28 protein-coding genes and 1 riboswitch are annotated in these 25,490 nt (G+C 34.3%); of the genes, 10 read left to right on the plus strand and 18 right to left on the minus strand.

Annotated elements, in window-relative coordinates; genetic code table 11:
- Nucleotides 1-24 precede the first annotated feature (24 nt).
- The gene (locus GR162_RS02870) at nucleotides 25-441 is read right to left on the minus strand and encodes a hypothetical protein (protein ID WP_160780919.1); all 417 of its coding nucleotides are present in this window, start codon (nucleotides 439-441) and stop codon (nucleotides 25-27) included.
- Nucleotides 442-598: 157 nt separating this feature from the next.
- Between GR162_RS02870 and greA the strand changes: the two genes are divergently transcribed.
- Both greA and GR162_RS02880 read left to right on the plus strand, forming a co-directional pair.
- Nucleotides 599-1,075, plus strand: a complete 477-nt coding sequence (gene greA / locus GR162_RS02875) for a transcription elongation factor GreA (RefSeq protein ID WP_008466743.1) — start codon at nucleotides 599-601, stop codon at nucleotides 1,073-1,075.
- Between the two features lie 61 nt (nucleotides 1,076-1,136).
- A complete protein-coding gene (locus tag GR162_RS02880; RefSeq protein ID WP_160780920.1) occupies nucleotides 1,137-1,526 on the plus strand; it encodes an HIT family protein in 390 nt (129 codons plus the stop codon).
- Between the two features lie 56 nt (nucleotides 1,527-1,582).
- Here GR162_RS02880 and GR162_RS02885 read toward each other — a convergent pair whose 3' ends face one another.
- Entirely contained in the window at nucleotides 1,583-2,734 is a 1,152-nt protein-coding gene (locus tag GR162_RS02885; RefSeq protein ID WP_160780921.1) for a PAS domain-containing sensor histidine kinase, read from the minus strand.
- A gap of 160 nt (nucleotides 2,735-2,894) precedes the next feature.
- On the opposite strand from GR162_RS02885, the gene GR162_RS02890 reads away from it, so the two are divergent.
- From GR162_RS02890 to GR162_RS02905, 4 genes are all read left to right on the plus strand, one after another.
- Nucleotides 2,895-3,770 (plus strand): flavin reductase family protein, encoded by an 876-nt coding sequence (locus GR162_RS02890; RefSeq protein WP_160780922.1) that lies wholly within the window; start codon nucleotides 2,895-2,897, stop codon nucleotides 3,768-3,770.
- 33 nt (nucleotides 3,771-3,803) lie between these two features.
- Nucleotides 3,804-4,175 carry a DUF3127 domain-containing protein gene (locus GR162_RS02895; RefSeq protein WP_008466752.1) on the plus strand — a complete coding sequence of 124 codons (372 nt, stop codon included), beginning with the start codon at nucleotides 3,804-3,806 and terminating at the stop codon, nucleotides 4,173-4,175.
- Nucleotides 4,176-4,337: 162 nt separating this feature from the next.
- The gene (gene aat / locus GR162_RS02900) at nucleotides 4,338-4,982 is read left to right on the plus strand and encodes a leucyl/phenylalanyl-tRNA--protein transferase (RefSeq protein WP_160780923.1); all 645 of its coding nucleotides are present in this window, start codon (nucleotides 4,338-4,340) and stop codon (nucleotides 4,980-4,982) included.
- Between the two features lie 3 nt (nucleotides 4,983-4,985).
- The gene (locus GR162_RS02905; protein WP_160780924.1) at nucleotides 4,986-5,780 is read left to right on the plus strand and encodes an MOSC domain-containing protein; all 795 of its coding nucleotides are present in this window, start codon (nucleotides 4,986-4,988) and stop codon (nucleotides 5,778-5,780) included.
- Here the strand turns inward: GR162_RS02905 and GR162_RS02910 are convergent.
- From GR162_RS02910 to GR162_RS02960, 11 genes are all read right to left on the minus strand, one after another.
- A complete protein-coding gene (locus GR162_RS02910; protein WP_160780925.1) occupies nucleotides 5,777-6,487 on the minus strand; it encodes a HesA/MoeB/ThiF family protein in 711 nt (236 codons plus the stop codon). The genes GR162_RS02905 and GR162_RS02910 overlap by 4 nt on opposite strands.
- Nucleotides 6,488-6,585: 98 nt before the next feature.
- Nucleotides 6,586-7,698, minus strand: coding sequence for a 2-iminoacetate synthase ThiH (gene thiH, locus GR162_RS02915; RefSeq protein ID WP_160780926.1), 1,113 nt, complete (start codon nucleotides 7,696-7,698; stop codon nucleotides 6,586-6,588).
- A gap of 152 nt (nucleotides 7,699-7,850) precedes the next feature.
- Nucleotides 7,851-8,627: a thiazole synthase gene (locus GR162_RS02920; RefSeq protein WP_160780927.1), complete on the minus strand. Its 777-nt coding sequence runs from the start codon at nucleotides 8,625-8,627 to the stop codon at nucleotides 7,851-7,853.
- Complete coding sequence (locus GR162_RS02925) at nucleotides 8,608-9,246, minus strand: thiamine phosphate synthase (RefSeq protein WP_160780928.1); 639 nt, start codon at nucleotides 9,244-9,246, stop codon at nucleotides 8,608-8,610. Before GR162_RS02925 ends, GR162_RS02920 begins: the two co-directional genes overlap by 20 nt.
- Nucleotides 9,239-9,991 (minus strand): hydroxymethylpyrimidine/phosphomethylpyrimidine kinase, encoded by a 753-nt coding sequence (locus tag GR162_RS02930; RefSeq protein ID WP_160780929.1) that lies wholly within the window; start codon nucleotides 9,989-9,991, stop codon nucleotides 9,239-9,241. Before GR162_RS02930 ends, GR162_RS02925 begins: the two co-directional genes overlap by 8 nt.
- The gene (locus GR162_RS02935) at nucleotides 9,949-10,560 is read right to left on the minus strand and encodes a thiamine phosphate synthase (RefSeq protein ID WP_160780930.1); all 612 of its coding nucleotides are present in this window, start codon (nucleotides 10,558-10,560) and stop codon (nucleotides 9,949-9,951) included. Before GR162_RS02935 ends, GR162_RS02930 begins: the two co-directional genes overlap by 43 nt.
- A gap of 89 nt (nucleotides 10,561-10,649) precedes the next feature.
- Nucleotides 10,650-12,473, minus strand: coding sequence for a phosphomethylpyrimidine synthase ThiC (thiC, locus tag GR162_RS02940; RefSeq protein WP_160780931.1), 1,824 nt, complete (start codon nucleotides 12,471-12,473; stop codon nucleotides 10,650-10,652).
- A 134-nt stretch (nucleotides 12,474-12,607) separates the two neighbouring features.
- Nucleotides 12,608-12,814 (minus strand): sulfur carrier protein ThiS, encoded by a 207-nt coding sequence (gene thiS / locus GR162_RS02945; RefSeq protein ID WP_160780932.1) that lies wholly within the window; start codon nucleotides 12,812-12,814, stop codon nucleotides 12,608-12,610.
- A 66-nt stretch (nucleotides 12,815-12,880) separates the two neighbouring features.
- Nucleotides 12,881-12,977: riboswitch (TPP riboswitch) on the minus strand.
- Nucleotides 12,978-13,099: 122 nt separating this feature from the next.
- Nucleotides 13,100-13,660 carry a DNA-3-methyladenine glycosylase I gene (locus tag GR162_RS02950; RefSeq protein ID WP_066032813.1) on the minus strand — a complete coding sequence of 187 codons (561 nt, stop codon included), beginning with the start codon at nucleotides 13,658-13,660 and terminating at the stop codon, nucleotides 13,100-13,102.
- Between the two features lie 14 nt (nucleotides 13,661-13,674).
- Nucleotides 13,675-14,355 (minus strand): hypothetical protein, encoded by a 681-nt coding sequence (locus tag GR162_RS02955; protein ID WP_160780933.1) that lies wholly within the window; start codon nucleotides 14,353-14,355, stop codon nucleotides 13,675-13,677.
- A gap of 15 nt (nucleotides 14,356-14,370) precedes the next feature.
- The gene (locus GR162_RS02960; RefSeq protein WP_160780934.1) at nucleotides 14,371-15,033 is read right to left on the minus strand and encodes a queuosine precursor transporter; all 663 of its coding nucleotides are present in this window, start codon (nucleotides 15,031-15,033) and stop codon (nucleotides 14,371-14,373) included.
- Between the two features lie 271 nt (nucleotides 15,034-15,304).
- Between GR162_RS02960 and GR162_RS02965 the strand changes: the two genes are divergently transcribed.
- Nucleotides 15,305-17,368, plus strand: a complete 2,064-nt coding sequence (locus GR162_RS02965) for a M3 family metallopeptidase (protein WP_160780935.1) — start codon at nucleotides 15,305-15,307, stop codon at nucleotides 17,366-17,368.
- A gap of 67 nt (nucleotides 17,369-17,435) precedes the next feature.
- On the opposite strand, the gene tsf is transcribed toward GR162_RS02965, so the two are convergent.
- The 4 genes from tsf to rplM form a co-directional block, all read right to left on the minus strand.
- Entirely contained in the window at nucleotides 17,436-18,398 is a 963-nt protein-coding gene (gene tsf, locus GR162_RS02970) for a translation elongation factor Ts (RefSeq protein WP_008466788.1), read from the minus strand.
- Between the two features lie 141 nt (nucleotides 18,399-18,539).
- On the minus strand, nucleotides 18,540-19,310 hold the full coding sequence (gene rpsB / locus GR162_RS02975; RefSeq protein WP_008466790.1) for a 30S ribosomal protein S2: 771 nt from the start codon (nucleotides 19,308-19,310) through the stop codon (nucleotides 18,540-18,542).
- 176 nt (nucleotides 19,311-19,486) lie between these two features.
- Complete coding sequence (gene rpsI, locus GR162_RS02980; RefSeq protein ID WP_008466792.1) at nucleotides 19,487-19,873, minus strand: 30S ribosomal protein S9; 387 nt, start codon at nucleotides 19,871-19,873, stop codon at nucleotides 19,487-19,489.
- Entirely contained in the window at nucleotides 19,873-20,328 is a 456-nt protein-coding gene (gene rplM / locus GR162_RS02985; protein WP_008466793.1) for a 50S ribosomal protein L13, read from the minus strand. The genes rpsI and rplM overlap by 1 nt, the downstream gene beginning before the upstream one ends.
- A 369-nt stretch (nucleotides 20,329-20,697) precedes the next feature.
- Between rplM and GR162_RS02990 the strand changes: the two genes are divergently transcribed.
- On the plus strand, nucleotides 20,698-21,723 hold the full coding sequence (locus GR162_RS02990) for a LacI family DNA-binding transcriptional regulator (RefSeq protein WP_008466794.1): 1,026 nt from the start codon (nucleotides 20,698-20,700) through the stop codon (nucleotides 21,721-21,723).
- A gap of 136 nt (nucleotides 21,724-21,859) precedes the next feature.
- On the opposite strand, the gene polA is transcribed toward GR162_RS02990, so the two are convergent.
- Nucleotides 21,860-24,694 (minus strand): DNA polymerase I, encoded by a 2,835-nt coding sequence (polA, locus tag GR162_RS02995; protein ID WP_160780936.1) that lies wholly within the window; start codon nucleotides 24,692-24,694, stop codon nucleotides 21,860-21,862.
- A 325-nt stretch (nucleotides 24,695-25,019) separates the two neighbouring features.
- Between polA and GR162_RS03000 the strand changes: the two genes are divergently transcribed.
- On the plus strand, nucleotides 25,020-25,241 hold the full coding sequence (locus tag GR162_RS03000; protein WP_160780937.1) for a hypothetical protein: 222 nt from the start codon (nucleotides 25,020-25,022) through the stop codon (nucleotides 25,239-25,241).
- A 40-nt stretch (nucleotides 25,242-25,281) separates the two neighbouring features.
- A complete protein-coding gene (locus GR162_RS03005) occupies nucleotides 25,282-25,464 on the plus strand; it encodes a hypothetical protein (protein WP_160780938.1) in 183 nt (60 codons plus the stop codon).
- Nucleotides 25,465-25,490: the final 26 nt, after the last annotated feature.

The raw sequence follows: 25,490 nt of genomic DNA on the forward strand, positions 1-25,490 counted from the left end.
ATTATTTTCAGGCTTTTTTTGTATTTAGTTGTATACGTGAATAACAGTTCCAGAAGATTCGACGCGATATTGTTTCATCGGATATTCTTTTCCGCCAAGTCCCGTGAATAAGTTATATTGAGTCTTATCGCAAGAACAAACAGCATAAATTCCGTCAATTGTCATTGCATCGCAAGAATTTAAAGCTTGGTTTGGACAAGCTGCATCAAAAGCAGTATAAGTTCCTTCGCCGGTTTTCATTACAATAATTCCTTTTGCTCCAAAATTGGCCACATAAACAGGATTGCTCGGATATAGCAATTTGTTATAAGTTGGAAGATTAGTGTCCAGATACGCGTTTATCGAATAGTTCGGAATATACGGATTGTTACTGCTTCTGTTGTTGTCGCTGCAAGAGAATAAAATAGCTGTAAATGCTATAAAAAACCAGATTTTTTTCATTATTTGAATAAGAATTAGTTAAAACAAAAATAATTTATTTAGATTTGAAATCTATATGATTAACATATAATTATGTACTATTAAAAATTATAGTATATTTGTGGTAAGAAAATCCCGTCGCGATGGGATTTTTTGTATTTATATAAACGATGAAGTTATGAGTAAAGTATCTTATTATACAGCAGAAGGATTAAAAAAATTAAAAGATGAATTGGAGCATTTAAAGAGTGTAATGCGTCCAAAGGCATCTCAAGATATTGCAGACGCAAGAGATAAAGGAGATTTGTCTGAAAATGCAGAATATGATGCAGCAAAAGAAGCGCAAGGTTTATTAGAAATGAGAATTGCTAAACTTGAAGAAGTATATGCAAATGCAAGATTAATTGACGAATCTCAATTGGATGTTTCTAAAGTTTTGGTTTTATCTAATGTGAAAATCAAAAATCAAAGCAATGGAATGGAGATGAAATATACGCTTGTTGCAGAAAGTGAAGCAGATTTAAAAACAGGAAAAATCTCGGTAACTTCTCCTATCGGAAAAGGTTTGCTGGGGAAATCTGTTGGAGAAGTAGCAGAAATTACAGTTCCAAATGGAGTTTTAAAATTTGAAATTCTTGAAATCACGAGAGACTAATTCTAGTTTAACCGTTTAATCGTTAAATCGGTTAAACGAATAAGCGATTAAACAAATAAACATGAGCTCAATATTCACTAAAATAGTAAACGGAGAAATCCCTGCATACAAAATCGCTGAAGACGAAAACTATTTAGCATTTTTAGATGTGAATCCAAACGCTAAAGGACACACGCTTTGTATTCCGAAACAAGAAATCGATAAGATTTTTGATATGGATGAAGAACTGTATTTAGGATTAATGAAGTTCTCTAAAAAAGTGGCTGCAGCGTTAGAGAAAACAGTTCCATGCAAAAGAATCGGAATTGCCGTCGTTGGACTTGAAGTGCCTCACGCACACGTACATTTGATTCCGCTAAATCATATGGATGAAATGCGTTTTATTGATAAAGTTTCACTTTCAAAGGAAGAGTTTGAAGCTTTAGCAAAAGATATTCAATCGAATTTGTAAAGACTTCGATTTCGATCAGTCTGACAAAACAAATAATAAAAAGTGCAGTAAATTTATTACTGCACTTTTTTATTTAAAGCAATCTGAAAAGTAGTTCCTTTTCCGATTTCAGAATGAAGCACTTTAATTTTTCCGTTGTGGTATTCTTCTACAATCCTTTTAGTTAAAGAAAGTCCAAGACCCCAGCCACGTTTTTTGGTGGTAAAGCCGGTTTCAAAAATAGTTTTAAACTGCTTTTTAGGAATTCCAGTTCCAGAATCTTTAATGTTAATTTTTACCTGCTGTGCATCTTGCTCAATTTGAAGGTCAAGAGTTCCTTTTCCTTTCATGGCATCAATAGCATTTTTAACCAAGTTTTCGATCGTCCAGCTATGTAAAGTTGGGTTTATCATTCCTAAAATAGGAGAATCTGGAGCATGAAATGAAAAAGCAACTTGTTTAGAAAAACGAGATTGCAAATACTCATAAGCCGTTCTGGTTTCTTCTACAATATCATGAAGTTCTAAAACAGGAATAGAGCCAATTTTAGAAAAACGATCTGTAATGGTCTGCAGACGTTCGATATCTTTTTCGATTTCAGTGCTAATCGACGAATCTATATTTTCGGTTTTTAATATTTCTACCCAGCCAATTAATGAAGAAAGAGGAGTTCCAATCTGATGTGCTGTCTCTTTCGCCATTCCTGCCCAAAGTTTGTTTTGGGTCGCCATTTTAGTGCTTTTGTAAAAATTATAAATTAAAGCAATACACAAGAATATAATAAGAAGCAGGGCAATCGGATAATATTTGAGTTTGTTCAGTAATGAAGAGTTGCCATAGTACAATGTCTGATATTTTCCTGGAGCATATTCAAAAGTGATAGGTTCATTTTCGTTTTTCAGCTTATTTAACAAAGCAGTTCTTTTTTTCTTGTCATTAAGGATTTCGTCAGGAACATTTACTGCACTTACTACTTTATCATACAGCATTATTATACCTGGAATCGAAGTATTATTGTTGAAAATCTGAAGAGGAAGTTCTACATCGGTATTTTCATCAGCGTTCACTATCGTAATTTGCGCCTTCACGAAAAGGTTCATTTTCAAACGCTCCTCATTTTTAAAAATTTGGAAGAAAGTATAAGTGTTCCAAAGAATTAAAGAAATGATTATAAAACATACCGAAATAATAATCCAGCGGGTTGTATTTGTTCTTTCAGAAAAAGACATATCAGTTTTTTTGAGGTATAAATATAACGAAATATACACATTTTATATTTTGCCGATACGGAAAGTTTTTTCGTTTTTATCTGTAAAACTATTTCTTCGAATTAAACCATTTCAATACTTTTGTAGCTGCTAAAATGAGATTCTGTCCAAATTTTAAAGTATGATCAGCGTTAACCCAAAAGAGATTCCAACGGCCAAATTGCAAGGCTATCTGCAGAGTTCAATCGGACCAAGACCTATTGCTTTTGCAAGCACAATTAGCAAAAAAGGGATTCCAAATCTATCTCCATTCAGTTTCTTTAATGTGTTTAGTGCCAATCCGCCGATTTTGGTTTTTTCGCCTTCAAGGCGTGTTCGCGATAATACAATCAAACACACTTTGATTAATGCCGAAGCGACTCGAGAAGTAGTGATAAATGTTGTGAACTATGATATTGTGCAGCAGACATCTTTGGCAAGTACAGAATATGCAGACGACGTAAACGAATTTATTAAAGCTGGATTAACTCAAATTCCTTCAGATTTAGTAAAACCTTTTCGTGTAAAAGAATCTCCAGTTCAATTTGAATGCAAGATTACACAGATTATTCCGTTAGGAACAGAAGGAGGAGCAGGAAATTTGATTTTGTGCGAAGTGGTGAAAATTCATATTGACGAATCTATTTTAGATGAAAATGGAGCGATTGACCAACACAAAATTGATTTGGTTTCGAGGTTGGGAAATAACTGGTATTCAAGGTCAAACCAAGGACTTTTTGAAGTAGCAAAACCCTTAACAACACTAGGAGTAGGAGTAGATGCGATACCAAATTTTGTAAAAGAAAGCCCTGTTTTTGATGGGAATGATTTAGGAAAACTTGGTAATATTGAAGCCTTGCCTACAATAGAAGAAGTTAGTATATTTGTGAAAGAAAATTTCGCAGTCAAAGGAGTTTTAAGCTCAGATGATCAGAAAAAAGTACATTTGGAAGCCAAAAAATACTTGGATAATGGCGATGTAGAATCGGCTTGGAAAGTGCTTTTAGCTAAAAAATAAAAGAAATAGAAACAATAATTAATATAGACGAAGATGGAAGTTACAGGAAAAGTAAAAGTGGTTAACCCAGAGCAGCAAGTTAGTGCCTCATTCAAAAAAAGAGAGTTAGTTGTTACTACTGAGGAGCAATATCCACAGCATATTTTAATCGAATTTACACAAGATAAATGCGATTTATTGAGTAGCTATAAACAAGGAGATGCGGTAAAAGTTTCTATCAATTTAAGAGGAAGAGAATGGGTTAATCCGCAAGGAGAAACTAGATATTTCAATAGTATTCAAGGTTGGAGAATCGAAAGAATGGGCGCTGATGCTCCTACACAAGCACCGCCAATGCCAACAGCAGAAACTTTTGCTCCAGCAACAAACTTAAACGAAGACGAACCAGACGATTTGCCATTCTAAGAGTTTAAAATTCAATTTACTAAATTCCAAATTCCAATTCATTCTCGTGAATTTGGAATTTGGAATTTTGTTTTTGATTTCTTTTGTTTAAAACTAAAACTTGCATATAGTTTGGAATTTGGAATTTCAGTATTGGAATTTAAAAATTGATTATTTTTAAAAATGTACTATTTATTCAACGATTTATATTTTCCGCCAGTTACAGAAGCTGATGAAGAAGGAATTTTAGCAATAGGAGGAGACCTAAGTCCAGAACGTTTGCTATTGGCTTACAAAAGCGGTATTTTTCCGTGGTTCAATGAAGGAGAACCGATTCTTTGGTGGGCGCCAGATCCGCGAATGGTATTATTTTTTGATGAATTGGCGATTTCTAAAAGCATGCGAAAAATTCTCAATAAGAAAATATTTAAGGTTACTTATAATAAAAATTTCAAAGAAGTAATTTTAAACTGTCAGCAGATAAAAAGAGAAGGTCAGGATGGAACTTGGATTTCGGATGAAATGATTGAAGCCTACTGCAAATTGAATGAAGAAGGAGTGGCAAAATCGGTTGAAGTATGGCAGGATGATGTTTTGGTTGGTGGGCTCTACGGAATAGATTTAGGAAAAGGAAATGTTTTTTGCGGAGAAAGTATGTTTTCAAAAGTTTCAAATGCTTCAAAGACAGCCTTTATTGCTTTAGCTTTATATTTGAAGAAAGAAAATTATAAGTTATTGGATTGTCAAGTATATAATCCGCATTTGGAAAGTTTAGGCTGCCGCGAAATTGATCGTGAAGAGTTTATGTCCATTTTAAAAAGTAAATAAAAAATGAGTGCAATTTACATCGTAAAAGAAATTTATATTTATCCGATAAAAAGTTTGGCAGGAATCAGTTTGGAGTCTGCAAAAGCTGAAGAAATGGGATTTGAAAACGATCGCCGTTGGATGCTTGTTGATGCAGAAAATCAAATGCTGACGCAAAGAGAACATCGTGTCATGAGTCAGTTTTATCCACAGATTTCAGATGGGAAAATCAGTATTGCTTTTCAAGATCAAAAACATGAATTTTCTATTAACGAACATTTAGAAAAAGCTATAGAAGTAAATGTTTGGGATGATAAAAGCGAAGTGGTTGAAGTGAATCTTGAAACTTCAAAATGGTTTAGCCAGCATTTAGGTTTTGAATGCAAATTGGTTAAAATAATAAAAAATGGAGATCGCAAACATGAAAGCTCTAGATTAAAAGAAATATTCAATGTAAGTCTAGCAGACGGTTATCCATATTTATTAATTGGATCTAAAAGTTTGGATTTTTTGAATGATAAATTAGACGAAAAAATTACCATAAAAAGATTTCGCCCAAACCTTGTAGTAAGTACTAGAAATCCTCATGAAGAAGATGATTTTAAGACTTTTGCGATAGGAGAAGTTCAATTTAAAAATATAAAACCCTGCGGAAGATGTGTTATGGTGAATAATGATCCGGAAAATGGGCGTTTAAAAAAAGAACCTCTGAAAACTTTAAGCAAGTATAGAAATGTTGATAATTCGGTTTTATTCGGAACTAATATTGTGAGTTTGAATTCAGGAATTATTTCTGTTGGTGATGAGGTTGTTTTTTAGAAATTCAACTTTGTAAAGTTCCAATTTAGAGTATTGAAAATTACCAATTCATTTTGTAAAGTTGGCAATTCAAGAATCAGTTTTAATGTTTCATGCGCCATCATATTGCCAATAATTCCTGGTAATGTTCCTAAAACACCATTTAAATTACAATTCGGAACATCTCTTGGATCTGGCATTTCTGGAAATAAATCACGAAGATTTTTATTTCCGTTATGATTGAAAACAGCAATCTGGCCTTCAAATTTTAAAATGCTTCCGTAAACCAAAGGCTTTTTTAGCTGAACGCAAGTATCATTTACTAAATAACGGGTCGAAAAATTATCAGAACCATCCACAACAATATCATACTGTTGAATGATTTCTGAGGCATTCTCAGCAGTTAATTTTTCATTGATTGCAACAGCTTCAATCAACGGATTTAGTTTTGAAACGACTTCTTTGGCAACAATCGATTTATGTTGGCCAATTTCATTTTCAGTATACAAAATCTGTCTATGAAGATTGTGAATTTCAATCGTATCAAAATCCATTATTCCGATAAAACCAACTCCAGCGGTTGCAATATATTGTAAAATCGGGCAGCCTAAACCACCGGCGCCAATTACTAAAACTCGAGCTTTTTTTAATTTTTCTTGGCCTTCGTCTCCAATTTCAGGAAGGATGGTTTGTCTGTTGTAACGAAGGAATTCTTTTATGATGCTCATTTTTTTAATTGTGAATTGTGAATTGTAAAATGTTAAGTATTCAAACTTGAAACCTGAAACTTGAAACCTGAAACTTGAAACTTGAAACTTGAAATATTTTAACTATAAGCTTTGTCCCAATCTTTCCAAACAGGTTCGTAGCCTGCATTTTTTATGATTTTTGAAATTTCTTCTGCTGAGCGTTCATCGCTGATTTCAAATTGCTCCAAAGATTGCTGATCAACAACATAACCGCCAGGATTGGTTTTTGAGCCAGCACTCATGCTTGTAACGCCAATCGGAATGATATTGTTTCTGAATTTTTCATTTTCACGAGTTGAAATCGAAATTTCCAAATCTTCATTCCACAATCTGTAAGCGCAGATTAATTGCGTCAAATCTTTATCATCCATAATAAAATTCGGTTCAATAATTCCTTCAGCCGGACGCAGGCGTGGAAAGGAAACCGAATATTTTGTCTGCCAATATTTCTTCTGTAGATAATCTAAATGCAAAGCATTGAAAAAACTGTCAGTTCGCCAGTCTTCCAAACCTAATAAAACACCCAAGCCAATTTTATGAATTCCAGCAGTTCCAATTCGGTCAGGAGTTTCCAATCGATAATCAAAATTTGATTTCTTGCCTTTTGTATGATACTTTTTGTAAACCTCCTGATGATACGTTTCCTGATAAACCAAAACCGAATAGACTCCGGCTTCATGCAAACGCTGATAATCTTCTGTAGAAAGCGGTTGCACTTCGACAGAAATAATTGAAAAATCTTTTTTGATTAAGTTAATTGCATTTAGGAAATAATTGATATTTACGGTATAATTTGCTTCTCCAGTAACCAATAAAACATGATCAAAACCTGTATTTTTTAAGGCTTCAACTTCAAGTTTTATTTCAGTATCAGAAAGGGTTTTTCTTTTGATTTTATTGTCTAAGCTAAATCCGCAATAAGTGCAGATATTTTGGCATTCGTTGCTCAAATATAATGGAGCATACATTTGAATCGTTTTTCCAAAACGTTTTTTAGTGATTTCATGGCATTTTTGGGCCATTTGTTCTAAATAATTCTGAGCAATAGGAGAGATTAAAACCAGAAAATCATCCAGATTGTATTTGATTTTAGCCAAAGTTACTTCGACATCTTTTGATGTGGTTTTGTATATTCTGGACTGGGTTTCATCCCAATTATATTGCTCAAAAATAGATTTGAAAGTATTCATGTTAGTTTAGTTTTACTGCAAAAGTTTTTTAACGCAAAGCGCGCTAAGAATACGCAAAGATCGCTAAGCTTTGAGTTCTTGTCTTTGACAAAAGTTCGCAAAGCTTAGTGAACTTTGCGGGAAAACTCTGCGAACTTTGCGTTAGAAAAAAATTACTCATAAAGAAAAGAAGTCAACGGACTAGAAGCTGAAGCATAATTTTGCTGATGGGCAACTTTGGCTTCAAAAGCCTTTCTCCCAGCAATAACAGCTTCCTTAAAAGCTTCAGCCATTAACTTTGGATTTCCCGCAATGGCAATCGCAGTATTCACCAAAACAGCATCGGCACCAATTTCCATTGCTTTGGCAGCGTCAGATGGTGCTCCGATTCCAGCATCTACAATAACAGGAACATTGCTTTGTTCTATTATTATTTCAAGAAAATCAATTGTTTTTAAACCTTTATTGCTTCCAATTGGCGAACCCAAAGGCATTACGGCAGAAGTTCCAGCACTTTCTAGATGTTTGCACAAAACAGGGTCTGCATGAATGTACGGAAGTACAATAAAACCCAATTTTGCCAATTCTTCAGTTGCTTTTAAAGTCTCAACTGGATCAGGCATTAAATATTTCGGATCAGGATGAATTTCTAGTTTTACCCAGTTTGTTTCTAGAGCTTCTCGAGCCAATTGTGCCGCAAAAACAGCTTCCTTGGCATTTCTTGCGCCCGAAGTATTAGGCAGTAAATTAATGTTTGGATGTTTCAAATGCGATAAGATAGCATCAGTATCTGTTGCGAGATCAATGCGTTTTAGTGCAACGGTAACCAATTCGCTTTCTGAAGCTAAAATGGCGCTTTCCATTTCTTCATTTGAACCAAATTTTCCCGTGCCGAGAAACAAACGAGATTTGAAGCTTTTGTCTCCTATATTAAACAATGATGTTTGCATATAATTTTTCTTTTAGTTGTTGAATTAATTTTTCCTTTTCATCACATTCAGTAATGATTCCAGAAACGGCAATTCCATGAATCCCAGTTTCCATTAAAGGACTTACATCACGTAATGTGATGCCACCAATGGCATAAACAGGAATGCTGATTTTATTTTTTTTCAGTTTTTGTAAAATATCATAGTAACCTGATAATCCTAAAATCGGACTTAATTTTTCTTTTGTAGCAGTAAAGCGAAATGGACCTAATCCGATATAATCACAGCCATTTTTAACATGATTTTCGATGTCTTCAAAAGTATTTGCTGTTCCTCCAATCACTTTTGAAGCGCCTAAAAAATCTCTTGCTTCGTCAATTTTTGTATCGGTTAAACCTAAATGAATGCCATCTGCGTCAATTTCTTTAGTTAGATGTAAATCGTCGTTTACAATAAAACTGGCGGTGTATTTTTCGCATAAAGGTTTTACCGCTTCTGCTAAAGTAAAAACGTCTTTTTGCGTTTGGTTTTTAAAACGCATTTGCACCCAATTGCATCCAGCGTCAAGTGCCTGATGTATGTTGCGTAATTGGTCGTCAATTGTTTCGCCTTGAGAAATATATTGCAGTTTGCTATACATAATGATATCCGATTAATGTTGATGTTGAGCTCAGGTATTTTTCTATATAAATTTTGGCATTTCGACAAGCGGCTTCCATAGTTTGATTGAGGGCTAAATTCGAAGCGATTGCTGATGAAAGGACACAGCCTGAACCATGTTTTTCGTAGCAGTCTTTTTCCGTCGGAAATAAGTCAAGAATCTTATTTTTCAAAAACAATTGATCTTTTCCTACTTCATTTAAATTATGTCCGCCTTTGAGCAGAATGGCGGTCGAAATTTCATTTTCAATCCAAAGATTATCTTTTATAAAACCAGGAAGCAATTGTTCAATTTCGATGTAATTGGGGGTAATCAAATCGATTTTGGATAGTACTTGATTTAAGTTTGAATGATCCTCAATAGCAAGAAAATTAAATGCTGTGGTTGATTTTAAAACTGGATCCCAAACAATTTTTGTGCTTGGTGAAACTAGTTTTATACAGGAAAGAATCCGATTTAAATAAGACAAAGAAGGTACAATTCCGATTTTTACGGCGCTGATTTTATAGCTTTTAAATAAAACTTCAATAGATCGTATCACAAAATTGATATTGACCCATTCAATCTTGTGAAATTCATTTTCAGTCTGAATTGTGTTAGCTGTCGCAATGGCAAAACCAGTAACTTTATGCTGTTCAAATGTTTTGATATCAGCCAAAATCCCAGCACCGCCAGACGGATCTAAACCTGCGATTGTGAGTACGAAAGGGCGATTTTCTGACATAATTTAAATTGTTTTACAGGATTTTCATTGTTCCAAAGACTTCCCAAAAGAGCGATATCGTCAAAACCATTTTCAAGAGTTTTGCGAATATTTTCAGCATTAATTCCGCCCAAAGCAATCACTTTTGTTTTGCTGTTGGTTTTTGATTTTAAAGCTTCGAAGAGATCAATTTCTGGATAATAATTTTCTTTAGAAATACTTTTAAAAACTGGACTTAAGAATGCATATTGAAAATCATTTTCTAATGAGTTAAAATCTTCAATCGAATGTGTTGACGTTGATTTAGACCTACAAGGTTTTGAAAACCTTGCAGGATCATTAGAAGTACTTTTTCTCTCTTTTTCAGAAAAATGAAATCGGTTAATGCCAAAATCTTCTGCTAAATGATGATGATTGTGCAAAACCATTTTATTTCGAAATTCTAGTTTTATCTGATGAATAAATTGAGCCATTTCTACTTCTGAAAAATCAGGTTTCCGAATATGAAGCAAAGACAACCCTTCTTCTAATAAAGAATTCAGCATTTCAATTTCATCTTCAACAAAAAAAGGATTCGTGATCACAATCATTTCTAAAAAGTATTAAGTATTAAGATGGAAGTATTAAGAGTTTACGGACGTTCAATCTTAATACTTAATTCAACCATCTTAATACATTACTATATATAAATTTCTTTCCCTTGCTCAATAAATTCCTCTGACTTCTCCTGCATTCCTTTTTCAGCAGCGGCAACATCTCTGATTTCCTGAGATATTTTCATAGAGCAGAATTTCGGTCCGCACATCGAGCAGAAATGCGCCACTTTTGCACCATCGGCAGGAAGTGTTTCATCATGAAATTCTCTTGCTGTATCTGGATCTAAAGCCAGATTAAACTGATCTTCCCAACGGAATTCAAAACGCGCTTTACTCAAAGCATTATCACGATATTGCGCTCCCGGATGACCTTTTGCCAAATCGGCAGCATGAGCTGCAATTTTATAAGTGATTACGCCATCTTTAACATCTTTTTTATTGGGTAAACCCAAATGTTCTTTTGGCGTTACATAGCACAACATCGCACAGCCATACCAGCCAATCATCGCGGCACCAATGGCAGAAGTAATGTGGTCGTAGCCCGGCGCAATGTCAGTTGTTAAAGGGCCTAAAGTATAAAAAGGCGCTTCATGGCAATGTTCTAATTGTTTGTCCATGTTTTCTTTAATCATGTGCATCGGAACGTGTCCTGGGCCTTCAATGAAAACCTGAACATCGTGTTTCCATGCAATTTTTGTCAATTCGCCTAAAGTTTCCAATTCGGCAAACTGCGCAGCATCATTCGCATCTGCAATCGAACCTGGGCGCAAACCATCTCCAAGAGAAAAAGCAACATCGTATTGTTTCATGATTTCGCAGATTTCTTCGAAATGTGTGTACAAGAAGTTTTCTTTATGATGAAACAAACACCATTTTGCCATAATCGATCCGCCTCGTGAAACGATTCCTGTAACACGGTTTGCAGTTAAATGAATGTAACGAAGCAAAACCCCAGCATGAATTGTAAAATAGGAAACACCTTGTTCTGCTTGTTCAATTAACGTATCGCGGAAAATTTCCCAAGTTAAATCTTCTGCAATTCCTTTTACTTTTTCTAAAGCCTGGTAAATCGGAACAGTCCCAATTGGAACAGGAGAATTACGGATAATCCATTCTCTGGTCTCGTGAATGTTTTTTCCTGTAGATAAATCCATAATCGTATCAGCTCCCCAGCGGCAAGCCCAAACTGCTTTTTCAACTTCTTCTTCAATACTCGAAGTCACGGCACTGTTTCCAATATTAGCATTAATTTTCACTAAGAAATTACGTCCCACAATCATTGGTTCGCTTTCTGGGTGATTTATGTTGTTTGGAATAATAGCTCTTCCGCAAGCTACTTCAGAGCGAACAAATTCAGGAGTGATTTTGTTTTTTGGAGTGTTTGCGCCAAAGCTGTTTCCGCCATGCTGGCATTGCATTGCTTTAGTTTGTTCGTTTAAAAGTTCTATTCGTTGGTTTTCACGAATCGCAATATATTCCATTTCAGGAGTAATAATGCCTTGTTTGGCGTAGTATAATTGTGTTACGTTCGCACCTTTTTTAGCACGTTTTGGCTGATGCAGATACTCAAAACGAAGATGATTCAGGCTTTCATCTTTCAGTCGGCTTTGGCCATAATCTGAAGTGATTTCGTCTAAAATCTCAACATCATTTCGATCTAAAATCCATTGTTCTCTTATACGAGGAAGCCCTTTTCTAACATCAATTTCAACGTTTGGATCTGTGTAAGGTCCAGAAGTATCATAAACCGTTACAGGAGGATTTTTTTCTACTCCGCCATTTGACAGTTTGGTGTCGCTCAAAGCAATTTCGCGCATGGCTACTTTTACAGGATGGATTTCACCATCGATATAAACTTTTTTGGAATTCGGAAATGGGGTTCTGGATATTTGTTCTTCGTTTGTCATAGTCTTGTATATTGTAAAATGTGAGATGTAAAATGTTAGATGTAAAATGTAAAATGTGAATTGTAGACGCATAGTAGTGCGTCTAAATCCAATATGTAATTGGAATTTGGATTTTAATTTTTGGAATTTAAATCCTAACCTCCTTGGGTGGCAGAAATAATCAAAATTTCGTCAGTTTCTTGTACGAAGAATTCGTTCCATTTGAGTTTTGGAATAACGGTATTGTTCACAGCAACGGCGATTCCGTTTTGTTTATTCGGAATTTCGAGATCGAGCAATGATTGAATGCTTAGCGATTCAGCATTGAATTTTTTGGTTTGTTGATTGATTTTTAGTTCCATTCCTTTTAAGTTTAGTGTATAGATACACGTTAGGAATGGCTGCAATAACGCACAGAAATGCGTTCAAGAAGTCATCTTACTTTTCCCTACGCTAGTATGAACTAGATCAGGTTCAGAGGGTAAAATCTCAGCCTGCGTGATGCAGACACCCCTAAAGTGTGAAGCAAATATATGTAATTTTTTTTTAAGTTTTCAGTCTCGGTCTCAGTTTGCAGTTCTTAAAATGTAGTTTCAAGTTTTGAAATACTCAAAATTAGCACTGAAAACTGTGGCTGCGACTGATAACTATTTATTTCTCGTCCAACAATCTTCTACATGATCATTGACCATTCCAGTGGCTTGCATATGAGCGTAAATGACTGTTGAACCTACAAATTTAAAGCCGCGTTTTTTTAAATCTTTGCTTATGGCATCAGAAATTGGAGTTGTGGCTGGAACATCTTTTAGAGTTTTTGGTTTATTATCGATTGGTTTTCCATTAGTAAATTTCCAAATGTACTCAGAGAAGGTCCCAAATTCTTCTTGAATTTTCATAAAAGCCTGAGCGTTTGAAACGGCAGAGTTTATTTTAAGTTTATTGCGAATAATTCCTGTATTCTGCATTAATTCTTCGACTTTATCTTCAGAATAATTGGCGATTTTTTTATAATCAAAATTGTCAAAAGCAGTTTTGAAGTTTTCTCTTTTATTTAAAATAGTAATCCAGCTTAAACCTGCTTGAAAAGTTTCCAGAATTAAAAATTCAAAAATAGTTGGGTCGTCATAAACAGGAGTTCCCCATTCTTCGTCATGATATTTTTTATATAAATCGCTAGCAGAACACCAGCCACATCTTATTGGTTCCATTTTTTTATTCTAAATTATCTTCCAATCTGCCAGCTATATCCTTTTACACTAGGAATATAAGCTGAACGTCCAACTATAACTAAATTATTGTAAACTTTTTTGTTGTATTTAATGCCAATCGCATTTCCAGAAGTATACATTTTATTGGCTTTAAAGACTACTTTCATTTTGCCGTCTTCCAGTTCTGCATCAGAGACTCTTTCGACAAACCAAGTAGACTGCCATTTTACAGCCAATTCATTTTCTGCTGTTTTGGTTACGCTTTTTACTAATTTGAGAGCTTCTTCCGGAATTTCAAAGTTCTCAGTTAACTGCTTTTGGGTCATGGTCTGGCCCATTTTACATTTATCTAATATTTTGCGAATATTGACAAAATTTAATAGCTTCTCGTTAACTTCTTTTTTTATAGGAGTTGGTGGAGTGGCTATGTTATTTGTGGTTTGCGAACTTAATGGTTTAAATTCTATTGGGTTTTTGATTGCAAAAGGATCTTTTTGGACAACAGTCTTTTTTGAGTCAAACTCTTTTGGCGCCGTAATGCTTTTTGAAGAAATTTTAGGATTTACTTTTACAGAAGCAGGTGTCAGCTTATTGACAGATTGAATGACTTTTTTAGGCTGTTTTTTTTCGTCATTGCCACAGCTGAAAAAGAGATAGGTAAGAGAGAATAAAATATAAAAGTAATTTTTTTTCATGGCCTAAATATTTTTTTATCCTTTATGTGCAGGATCTTCGTCTAAATATTTTTTAATTAGATAATGGCCTAAATAAATTGCTGGAGTCAATAAAATAGCTATTGCTAATTTAAAAGTATATCCTATTAATCCTGAAGATATGAAGGTGTCAAAATCAATTTTCCCTGGCAGCCAAAAAGCAATTCCTAAAACAATAAATGAATCAAATAATTGCGAAATGACAGTAGAACCAGTTGCTCTCAACCATATTTTCTTCTCGCCAGTTCTGTTTTTAAAAAACCAAAATATCCAAACATCAATGAGCTGAGAAGCCATAAAGGCTATTAAACTTCCGACTATAATCCACATACTTTGTCCAAATACCGCCTGAAACTGATCATCATTTACTGGACTAATTCCTTTTGCGGCAGGAATTGTAATGGCCATAAAGAGAATTAAAAAAGCATAAGCAATCAAGCATGCTGTTATGAAAGAAAGCTTTTTTACTCCTTTTTCACCAAAATGATCATTAATCAAATCAGTCGTCAGAAACACAATGGGCCAAGGCAAAATACCTATACTCATTACAAAAGGCCCAATTTGAATTAACTTTCCTCCAATTAGCTCAGCCACAACGGCATTGGTGATAAATATTCCTGATAAAATTACAAAAACAATTTCTCTTCTGGTTCTAAACATTTGATTTTTGGTATTGGTATTTCAAAAATAAACTATTTCTTTTAATTCTGCCAATTGGACATCCCTACGGAATGAAATGCTTTATTAAAATAGCAGCGTGGAATATTATTTTGTTTAATCCATTGAATAAAATGTCATGAAACTAATTTCATATTCGATTAATTTTTATAATCCTTTAGAATATGAAGTTTGCTCTCGATTGGTTAATTTTGAGATTCTGTTGCATTTTTTGTTATTCAGATTTTGTGCAGAATTAATCAATGTATTTGTTATGAAAACATCAATAGAATTAGATAATCCGTTGTTAAAAGAGTGGTCGGGACCTTATGGAGGCGTGCCAGACTTTACAGCATATAAAGTTGCAGATTTTAAACCTGCGATAGAATTTGCTATTCAGGAAAAATTAGACGAAATAGAAGCAATTTCAAATAACACAGAAAAGCCAACATTTGAAAATACAATCAAAGCTTTGGAACTTTCTGGCGAAAAATTAGATCGAATTCATGCAGTTTATGGTATTTATAGATCCAATTTAAGTACTCCAGAATTTAATGCGGTTGATACCGAAATGTCGCCAAAATTGGCAGAAATTAGCGATAAGCTCTATCAAAATGAGAAATTGTTTTCTAGAATTGAAGCTTTGTACAAATCGGAAGAAAAAAAGAATTTAACGAAGGAACAGCAGCGTGTGCTTTGGTTGTATTATACTGATTTTGTTAGGGAAGGAGCAGAGCTAAATGAAGAGAATAAAGAGAAAGTGGCTAAGATCAATCAGGAATTGGCAACACTTTTTACAGCTTTCAGTCAGAAGTTGTTGGCAGAAGAAAACAATCAGTATATAGAATTAAAAACAGAAGATGATTTTGAGGGTTTACCTGAAGAATTTAAAAATGCTGCTATTGCAGAGGCAAAAGAGCGAAATCTGACTGCTTTAGGTTGTATTGGAAACACTAGATCTTCAATTGAACCTTTTCTGACTTTCTCAAACAGAAGAAATTTAAGAGAAAAAGCTTTTGATATTTTCGTTAAACGAGGCGATAATAAGAATGAAAATGATACAAATTCAACACTTGTGTCGATTCTAAAATTAAGGGCTGAAAAAGCAAAGATTTTAGGTTTTAAAAACTTTGCAGAATGGAGTTTATCAAATAAAATGGCTAAAGATCCACAGAAAACGCTCGATTTGATGCGTTCTGTATGGAAACCAGCGGTAGAAAAAGTAAAAAATGATGTTTCAGCCATGCAAAAAATGGTTGATGAAGAAGGCGGAAATTTTAAAATTCAGCCTTGGGACTATCGTTTTTATGCAGAAAAAGTGCGTAAAGCAAAATACGATTTAGATCAAAATGAAATTAAACAGTATTTACAGCTTGAAAACTTGCGCGAAGGAATGTTCTGGACAGCCGGTGAATTGTTTAACTTAGGTTTTAAGCAATTATTTGATGTTTCTGTTTATCATCCTGATGTTCGTGTTTGGGAAGTGAAGAATAAAAATACAGGAGAAGCGATAGGACTTTGGTATTTTGACCCTTATGCGCGTACAGGAAAGCGTTCAGGAGCATGGATGAATTCGCATAGGGATCAGCAGAAGATAAAAGGGAATGTACTTCCTATTGTGTCGAATAATTGCAATTTTATAAAAGGAAATAGCAAAGAGCCTGTTTTGATTTCGTGGGATGATGCAACGACATTATTTCATGAATTTGGCCATGCGCTTCATGGTTTGTGCTCAAATGTTACTTATCCAAGTCTTTCAGGGACTTCTGTTGCCAGAGATTATGTGGAATTTCCATCTCAGCTGTTAGAGCATTGGCTGGCAACGCCTGAGGTTTTAAATAAGTTTGCGCTTCATTACAAAACAAATGAACCATTGTCTCAGTCATTGGTGGAAAGAATAGGGAAGGCAACTAATTTTAATGAAGGATTTGCCACGGTAGAAACGATTTCAAGTTCGTTTGTCGATATGGAATTGCATTTAACGACAGAAACGATTGATCCGCATGCATTTGAAAAAAAAGTTTTAGGCGAGATTAATATGCCGTCAGAAATTGTAATGAGACATAGAATTCCGCAGTTTGCTCACATATTCTCAAGCGACGGATATGCGGCTGGCTACTATAGCTATTTATGGGCAGATGTCATTAATGCAGATGCTTATGAGGCTTTTCTGGAAGCAGATGGGCCGTTTGATAAAAGTGTTTCTGAACGTCTTTATAAAACAGTTTTAAGTGTCGGAAATACTATTGATAACGAAGAAATGTATGAGAATTTCAGGGGACATGCCCCAAAATCTGATGCATTAATGCGAGCAAGAAATTTTCCAGTTGAGAATTAGCTTTATATGAAAATAAAAAAGCCCGAATAAATAAAATATTCGGGCTTTTTATATTGAAAATAATATATTAACCTAAAGTAACTCTTTTGAAACCTGTAATTTCAACATTGAATCCTTTAACATAATCACCAACTTTTTTACTATCATCTTTGATGAAGTTTTGATCTAAAAGAGCTTTCTCTTGATCTAAAGTAGTGTTGTCAGAAATGAAACGTTGAACTTTTCCTGGAAGAATTTTGTCCCAGATTTGCTCTGGTTTTCCTTCAGCTTTTAATTCAGCTTTAGCATCTTCTTCAGCTTGTTTAATAACTTCAGGAGTTAACTGAGAAAAAGAAATGTATTTAGGAACATTTTTCAAAGTTTTTCCTAAACGTTTTGCTTCTTCATTGTCTTTTTCGATTACAGCAATACGAGCAGCTAGTTCAGATTCAACAAAAGCAGGATCAAAATCTTTGTAAGATAAAGTATCAGCTCCCATAGAAGCAACTTGCATAGAGATATCTTTTGTTAAAGTTTCAGCGTTTGCAACTGGAGCAGAAATTGCAGTTAAAGCAGCAATTTTGTTAACGTGAACATAAGATCCAACGTAAGCACCTTCTAAAATTTCAAAACCGCCGATTTCGATTTTCTCACCAATAACTCCAGTTTGCTCGATTAATTTCTCAGCAACTGTAATTCCGTTGAAATCAGAAGCTAATAATTCTTCTTTTGTAGAGAAGTTGATAGCTCTTTCTACTAAATCTTTAGCTAAAGCAACGAAAGCCTCATTTTTACCTACGAAGTCAGTTTCACAGTTTAAAGTGATGATAGCTCCTTTAGTGTTGTCAGCATTGATAAAAGAAACAGCAGCTCCTTCAGCAGACTCACGGTCAGAACGGTTAGCAGCAACTTTTTGTCCTTTTTCTCTAAGGATTTGTATCGCTTTGTCGAAATCTCCTTCAGCTTCAACTAAAGCTTTTTTACAGTCCATCATTCCGGCACCTGTAGATTGTCTTAATTTATTTACGTCTGCAGCAGTAATTGTTGACATAATATTTTGAATTTTTAATGTTAAAAGTAAAAAATTCCAGCTTTTAAATCCCAAACTCCAATTTTATTAAATTATCAACATAACGTTTTTAATTTCTGTATTTGGAATTTGGAATTTAAAATTTGGAATTTAAAATTTGATTTATTCTTCAGTTTCAGTTGCAGGAGCAGCTTCAGCCTCAACAGCAGGAGCTTCTTCAGCAGCTTCAACTTCTTTTTCAGCACCTCTGTCAGAAAGACCTTCGATTACTGCAGTAGTTACTAAAGATAAAATTTTGTCAATTGATTTAGAAGCGTCATCATTTGCAGGAATCACGTAATCAACCTCTCTTGGGTCAGAATTCGTATCAACCATTGCGAAAACTGGAATGTTTAATTTTTGAGCTTCTTTTATTGCGATGTGTTCAGCTTTGATATCTACTACGAACAATGCTGCAGGTAGTCTAGACATATCAGCAATTGAACCTAAGTTTTTCTCTAATTTAGCACGTAGACGATCAACTTGTAAACGCTCTTTTTTAGATAAAGTGTTGAAAGTACCATCTTTCTTCATTTTATCGATAGAAGACATTTTTTTAACTGCCTTTCTGATAGTTACGAAGTTAGTCAACATACCACCTGGCCATCTTTCAGTGATGTAAGGCATGTTTGCAGCTTTTGCTTTATCAGCAACGATGTCTTTTGCTTGTTTTTTGGTAGCTACGAATAAGATTTTTCTACCTGATGCAGCGATTTTTTTCAAAGCTTCATTAGCTTCTTCGATTTTAGCTGCAGTTTTATATAGATTGATAATGTGAATACCATTACGCTCCATATAAATGTAAGGAGCCATGTTTGGATCCCATTTTCTAGTCATGTGTCCGAAGTGAACACCTGCTTCTAGTAATTCTTTTACTTCTATTTTGTTTGCCATTTTTGTACTAGTTTACGTTCTGTTGATTAGCAATGTGTGAATGGCGATTTCTCTGGCTTCATACATTTAGATGCTAAACTATATCCTACCTCGATAGGAGAGCAACAATAACTGTGTTTTTTAATTTCAATAAATAATTGATAATGTCTTGTCCCATCTGAACAAGACAGGTAATATTAACGTTTAGAGAATTGGAATCTCTTACGAGCTTTCTTCTGACCGAATTTCTTACGTTCAACCATTCTTGGGTCTCTTGTTAATAAACCTTCTGGTTTAAGGATAGCTCTGTTTTCAGCGTTAACTTCACACATTACACGTGCTAATGCCATTCTTACAGCTTCTGCCTGACCAGTTGTACCACCTCCGTAAACGTTTACTTTTACGTCAAAGTTACTAGCGTTTTCAGTCATAGAAAGCGGTTGTAAAACTTTGTATTGTAAAGTTGCAGTTGGAAAGTAAGTTGCGAATTCTTTTTTGTTTACAGTGATGTTTCCAGTTCCTTCAGAAACGTATACACGTGCAACAGCGGTTTTTCTTCTACCGATTTTGTGAATAACTCCCATTACTTAAGATCATTTAGGTTAACAGTTCTAGGTTTTTGAGCTCCATGTTTGTGCTCAGATCCTACAACAACATTTAGATTTCTAAAAAGTTCAGCACCTAATTTGTTTTTAGGTAACATACCTTTTACAGCTTTTTCTACTAATGCAGCTGGATTTTTAGCTTGCAATACTTTAGCAGTTAAAGTTCTTTGTCCTCCTGGGTAACCTGTATGACGCATGTAAATTTTGTCATTCATTTTTGTACCTGTAAGGTTAATTTTTTCTGAGTTGATAACAATTACGTTATCTCCACAGTCAACGTGAGGTGTATAACTTGGCTTGTACTTCCCTCTTAAGATCATAGCAACCTTAGAAGCAAGACGTCCTAAGTTATGACCTTCAGCGTCAACAACAATCCACTCTTTAGTTACAGTGGCTTTGCTTGCTGAAACTGTTTTGTAGCTTAATGCGTCCATAATATTATTTTAATTAAACATTCCATCCCCAATAAAGGGGATGCAAAAGTACAATTAATTATTTTAAAACCAAATACCTGAAAAGAATATTTTATCTGCTGAAAATCAGGACTTCAGTTTTTTAATTAAAACATTCAAAAAAGTATTTGAATTATTTGACGGAGAAAGCTTTTGAAATTGTATGTTTTTTGTGCAAAAATATTGTTTATAAGGTATATAGAACAATTTATAATATAGATTTCAGAAAAATCATATCGTTTGTTGGTTTTCTTTGGAAAAGGCTTGATTATTTTAAATACTGATAGGTGTTTTTTGTTTTATTTTAGGTAATTCTACTATATTTGTATTAATTACATAAAATTCAATTGGATGAAAGCTAAAGCAACTCTAAAACAAATTGCGAAGGAACTTGGTGTTTCTGTTTCGACTGTATCTAAAGCGTTGAATGACAGTCCAGAAATTAGTGAACAAACAAAGGTGAAGATTAAAGAGTATGCCAAACTCAAAAATTATAAGCCGAATGTTATTGGTTTGAATCTAAAAAATCGTAAAACAAAAACGATTGGGGTAATTATTCCTAATATTTTAAATTCTTTCTTTGCGAAAGTTTTTAGCGGTATTGAGAAAGTTGCCGATAAAAAAGGATATAATGTAATTACGTGTATCTCTAACGAATCTTTAGAGAAAGAAATCCACACGCTTGAAATGTTAAGCAATGGAACAATAGACGGATTTATTCTTTCGGTTTCTGAAGAAGCTCAAAAACTTCAAGATTACAATCACTTTTCGGAAATTATTAACGATGGAACGCCAATTGTGATGTTTGATCGTATTGCTGATGAAGTTGATTGTGATAAGGTTGTGGTAGACGATTTCGATTCGGCATTAAACTCGACACAGCATTTAATTAATCTTGGATGTAAAAATATTGCTTTAATATCTTCTGTAGATAATTTAAGTGTTGGAAAACTAAGAGCTGATGGTTATTTAAAAGCTTTAAAAGACAATAATATTCCAGTTAACGAAAAAATTATTCTTCGTACCGATTCTGAAGAAGACATGAAAGCCAAAATAGATGCGCTTTTTGAGAATAAAATTGATGGAATTTTTGCTTTAGACGAAAATGATTCGGTTGCGGCTTTAAGAGTAAGTTTGAAAAAAGGCTACAGAGTTCCAGAAGATATTTCGATCATTGGTTTTGCTGACGGAATTTTAGCTTCAAGACGTTTATCGCCAAGTTTGACTACAGTAAGTCAGCATGGAGTTGAAATTGGAGAAGTGGCTGCCAAAAGATTAATCGAAAGATTAGAAGAGCCAGAAGGAACAGTCTCAGATTACGAAACAATCGTCATCAAAACAAAATTGAAAGAAAGAGAATCTACTCGAAAAAAATAAAATAAATATATTTTGACAAAAAAAGGACTGTGTGAACAGTCCTTTTTTTATACGTTATTTCTTCTTCGTTGAAATGCAAGATCGGATGACTTTTTATTTATAAATCTAAAATCAACAATCTGAAATCTAAAATATATTAATGCGCTTCTAGCCAATCTTTTCCTAATCCAATTTCAACTTCTAAAGGAACCGACATTTTAAAAGCGTTTTCCATTTCGTGTTTAATCATCGGCTGGATTTTTTCGAGTTCAGAATTATGAACATCGAACACAAGCTCATCATGTACTTGCAGCAGCATTTTAGATTTCCAATTTTCATCACGAAGTCTTTTATGAATGTTGATCATCGCAATTTTAATCACATCGGCAGCACTTCCTTGAATTGGCGCGTTGACAGCATTTCGTTCAGCGGCGCTTCTTACAACAGCATTAGCAGAATTAATATCTTTTAAATAACGGCGGCGCCCTAAAATAGTTTGCACATAGCCTTTTTCTCTTGCAAAATCTACTTGATCTGAAATATAAGATTTAAGACGCGGATAAGTTTTGTAATAAGCATCGATCAAAGCAGCGCTTTCGCTTCTTGAAAGAGAAGTCTGATTGCTTAATCCAAAAGCAGAAACGCCATAGATAATTCCGAAGTTTACTGTTTTGGCATTGCTTCTTTGCTCACGCGAAACATCTTCTAAGGCAACATTAAAAACCTTTGCTGCAGTAGCTCTGTGAATGTCTTCTCCGTCTTGAAAAGCTTTAATCATATTTTCTTCGCCACTTAGAGCTGCAATGATTCGCAATTCAATTTGCGAGTAATCGGCAGAGATTAAAGTATAGTTTTCATCGCGTGCCACAAAAGCTTTACGGATCTGGCGTCCTCTTTCGGTACGAATTGGAATATTCTGTAAGTTTGGATTGTTAGAGCTCAATCGGCCAGTTGCCGCAACTGCCTGCATATAATCGGTATGAACGCGTAAGGTCTTTTTGTCAACCTGTTCTGGCAAAGCTAATATATAGGTGCTTTGCAGTTTTACCATTTGGCGCCAATCTAAAATATCTTTTACAATTGGGTTGTCATTTGCCAAATAAGTCAAAACTTCCTCGCCAGTTGCATATTGTCCCGTTTTGGTTTTCTTTTGCTTAGCTCCGCCAATTTTAAGTTTATCAAATAAAATATCGCCTAATTGTTTTGGTGAAGCTAGGTTGAATTTCTCGCCAGCCGTTTCGTATATTTTTTGCTCCAAAGATTTGATTTCGACATCCATTTCTTTAGACATTTCTTTTAGAAAATCAACATCTAAACGGATGCCTTCCATTTCCATATCAGCCAAAACACTGACTAACGGAATTTCGATTTCATCAAATAACTTTTTAGTTTCGGTTTTGTCTAATTGGGTTGTGAAGATTTCTTTTAATTGTAACGTAATATCGGCATCTTCGGCAGCATACTCTTTAATGTCTTCCAAAGGAACATCGCGCATATTAAGCTGATTTTTCCCTTTTTTACCAATCAGAGTTTCAATAGATTTTGGAGAATATTTTAAATAAGTTTCTGCTAAAATATCCATATTATGACGCATATCTGGATTAATCAGATAATGCGCAATCATAGTATCAAAAAGCTTTCCTTTTACAGTAACACCATAATTAGAAAGGATTTTTAAATCGTATTTTAAATTCTGTCCGATTTTCTCAATGTTTTCATTTTCAAAAAACGGAACAAATTTTTCAAGTAAAGCTTTTGCTTCTTCCTGATTTTCTGGAAACGGAACATAAAATGCTTTTCCTTTTTCATAAGAGAAAGACATTCCAACAAGTTCTGCATGCAAAGCATCGATTCCTGTAGTTTCTGTATCAAAACAAACTGAAGTCTGTTTTTGTAAATTCTGTAAAAGCATTTTAATACCTAAATCGCCTTGAATGGTTTGGTAAAAATGCTCTGTATTTTCTAAAGTGTTATAGAAAGAAGTTCTTGGAGTATCTGTATCTTCGTCCTCTGTACCTCCAAAAAGATCAAATTGGTCTTCATTTTTAGTAGCAACTTTTTTAGCTGGTTTTGCATCTGGATTTACAGCAGCTGTCTGACCGCCATCTGTTCTAAATAAATTATCAAACTGCTCAGCCATTCTTCTGAATTCTAATTCCTGAAAAATAGCATCTGTTTTTTCGATATCAGGGCGAGAAAGTTCGTAATCTTCTTCATTAAAAGTAACATCACAATCAGTAATAATGGCTGCCAGCTTTTTAGAAAGAATTCCTTTTTCTTTATTGGCTTCAATGTTTTCTTTCATTTTGCCTTTTAGCTTGTCTGTATTAGCCAAAAGATTCTCCATTGTTCCAAATTCTTTCAGGAATTTTTTGGCAGTTACTTCACCAACACCAGGAAGCCCAGGGATATTATCGACAGCATCACCCATCATTCCAAGAAAATCAATTACTTGCTCAGGTCTTTCAACTTCAAATTTTGCCAAAACCTCAGGAACTCCCCAAATTTCAATTCCGTTACCCATTCGGGCAGGTTTATACATAAAGATATTTTCAGAAACCAATTGCGCAAAATCTTTATCGGGCGTTACCATAAATACCTGATAGTTTTGTTTTTCGGCTTGTTTGGCAATTGTTCCAATCAAATCATCGGCTTCGCAACCTTCAAGCTCAATAATCGGAATATGCATGGCTCTTAATAATTCTTGAATATACGGAACAGCAATCTTAATTGCCTCTGGAGTTTCGTCTCGGTTTGCTTTGTATTCTACAAACATTTCGGTTCTCACATGGCTTCCCCCTTTATCGAAAGCAACGGCCAAATGATCTGGTTTTTCTCTTTTAATAACATCCAAAAGCGAGTTCATAAAACCCATAATTGCAGATGTATCCATTCCTTTTGAGTTGATTCTCGGGTTTTTTATAAATGCATAATAACCACGAAAAATTAGTGCATAAGCATCTAGAAGAAAAAGGCGTTTTTGAGTTGACATATTAAAAATATTAGTCTGTAAAAATAAACAATTGGGTTCTCAAAAATTAGACTAACAAGATTTTTTTTCCACCATATAAGTTATATAAGTTCATTTTAGTAGAGACGCACCCGTAGAGACGTGCTTGTAGAGACGCACTGCAGTGCGTCTACATATTTGTGAAGAGTTTTTAAATGAACTTATATAACTTATATGGTAGAAAAAAGCAAAAGTTAATATCAAGTTAAAAATATTTTATTCAGGGATTTCTTCATTTTCTCTTCATGTTGCGAAGGTAATTTTGATCTGTAAAATAAAAGGTATTAATTCTTAAATCTTAGAAATCATGAGAAATTTATTAATGGTATTAGTGGCAGTTTTAGGAACAAGTGCAATGGTTCACGCATTTCCTGCAAAAGATCGTAAAGATGCTCCTGCAAAAGAGGTAAAAGCAACAAAACACCCAAAAAACAAATCTGATAAAAAAGTAAAATCAGGAAAAAGTGAAGCTTCAAAAACAGAAACAGCAAAAGTAAATAAAGAAACAAAAAAAGAAGCAAAAAAATAATTTAATATATAAAGTTGGTTAATTTAAAAATTTAAAGATCATGAAAAAATTAGTTTTATTAGCAGTAGCAGTTCTAGGAACAAGTGTAATGGTAAACGCTCAAACAACTCCAGCTCAAGCAGCGCCTACAAAAGAAGTTAAAGCAACCAAACATCATCACAAAGGAAACAAAAAAGCAAAAGCTGAAGCGCCAAAAGAAGATGCTGCAACCATGAAAAAATAAGAATTGCTCTCGTTTTGTTTTCGAAG

This window comes from Flavobacterium sp. HBTb2-11-1, assembly GCF_009826975.1.
Taxonomy (GTDB): Bacteria; Bacteroidota; Bacteroidia; order Flavobacteriales; family Flavobacteriaceae; genus Flavobacterium.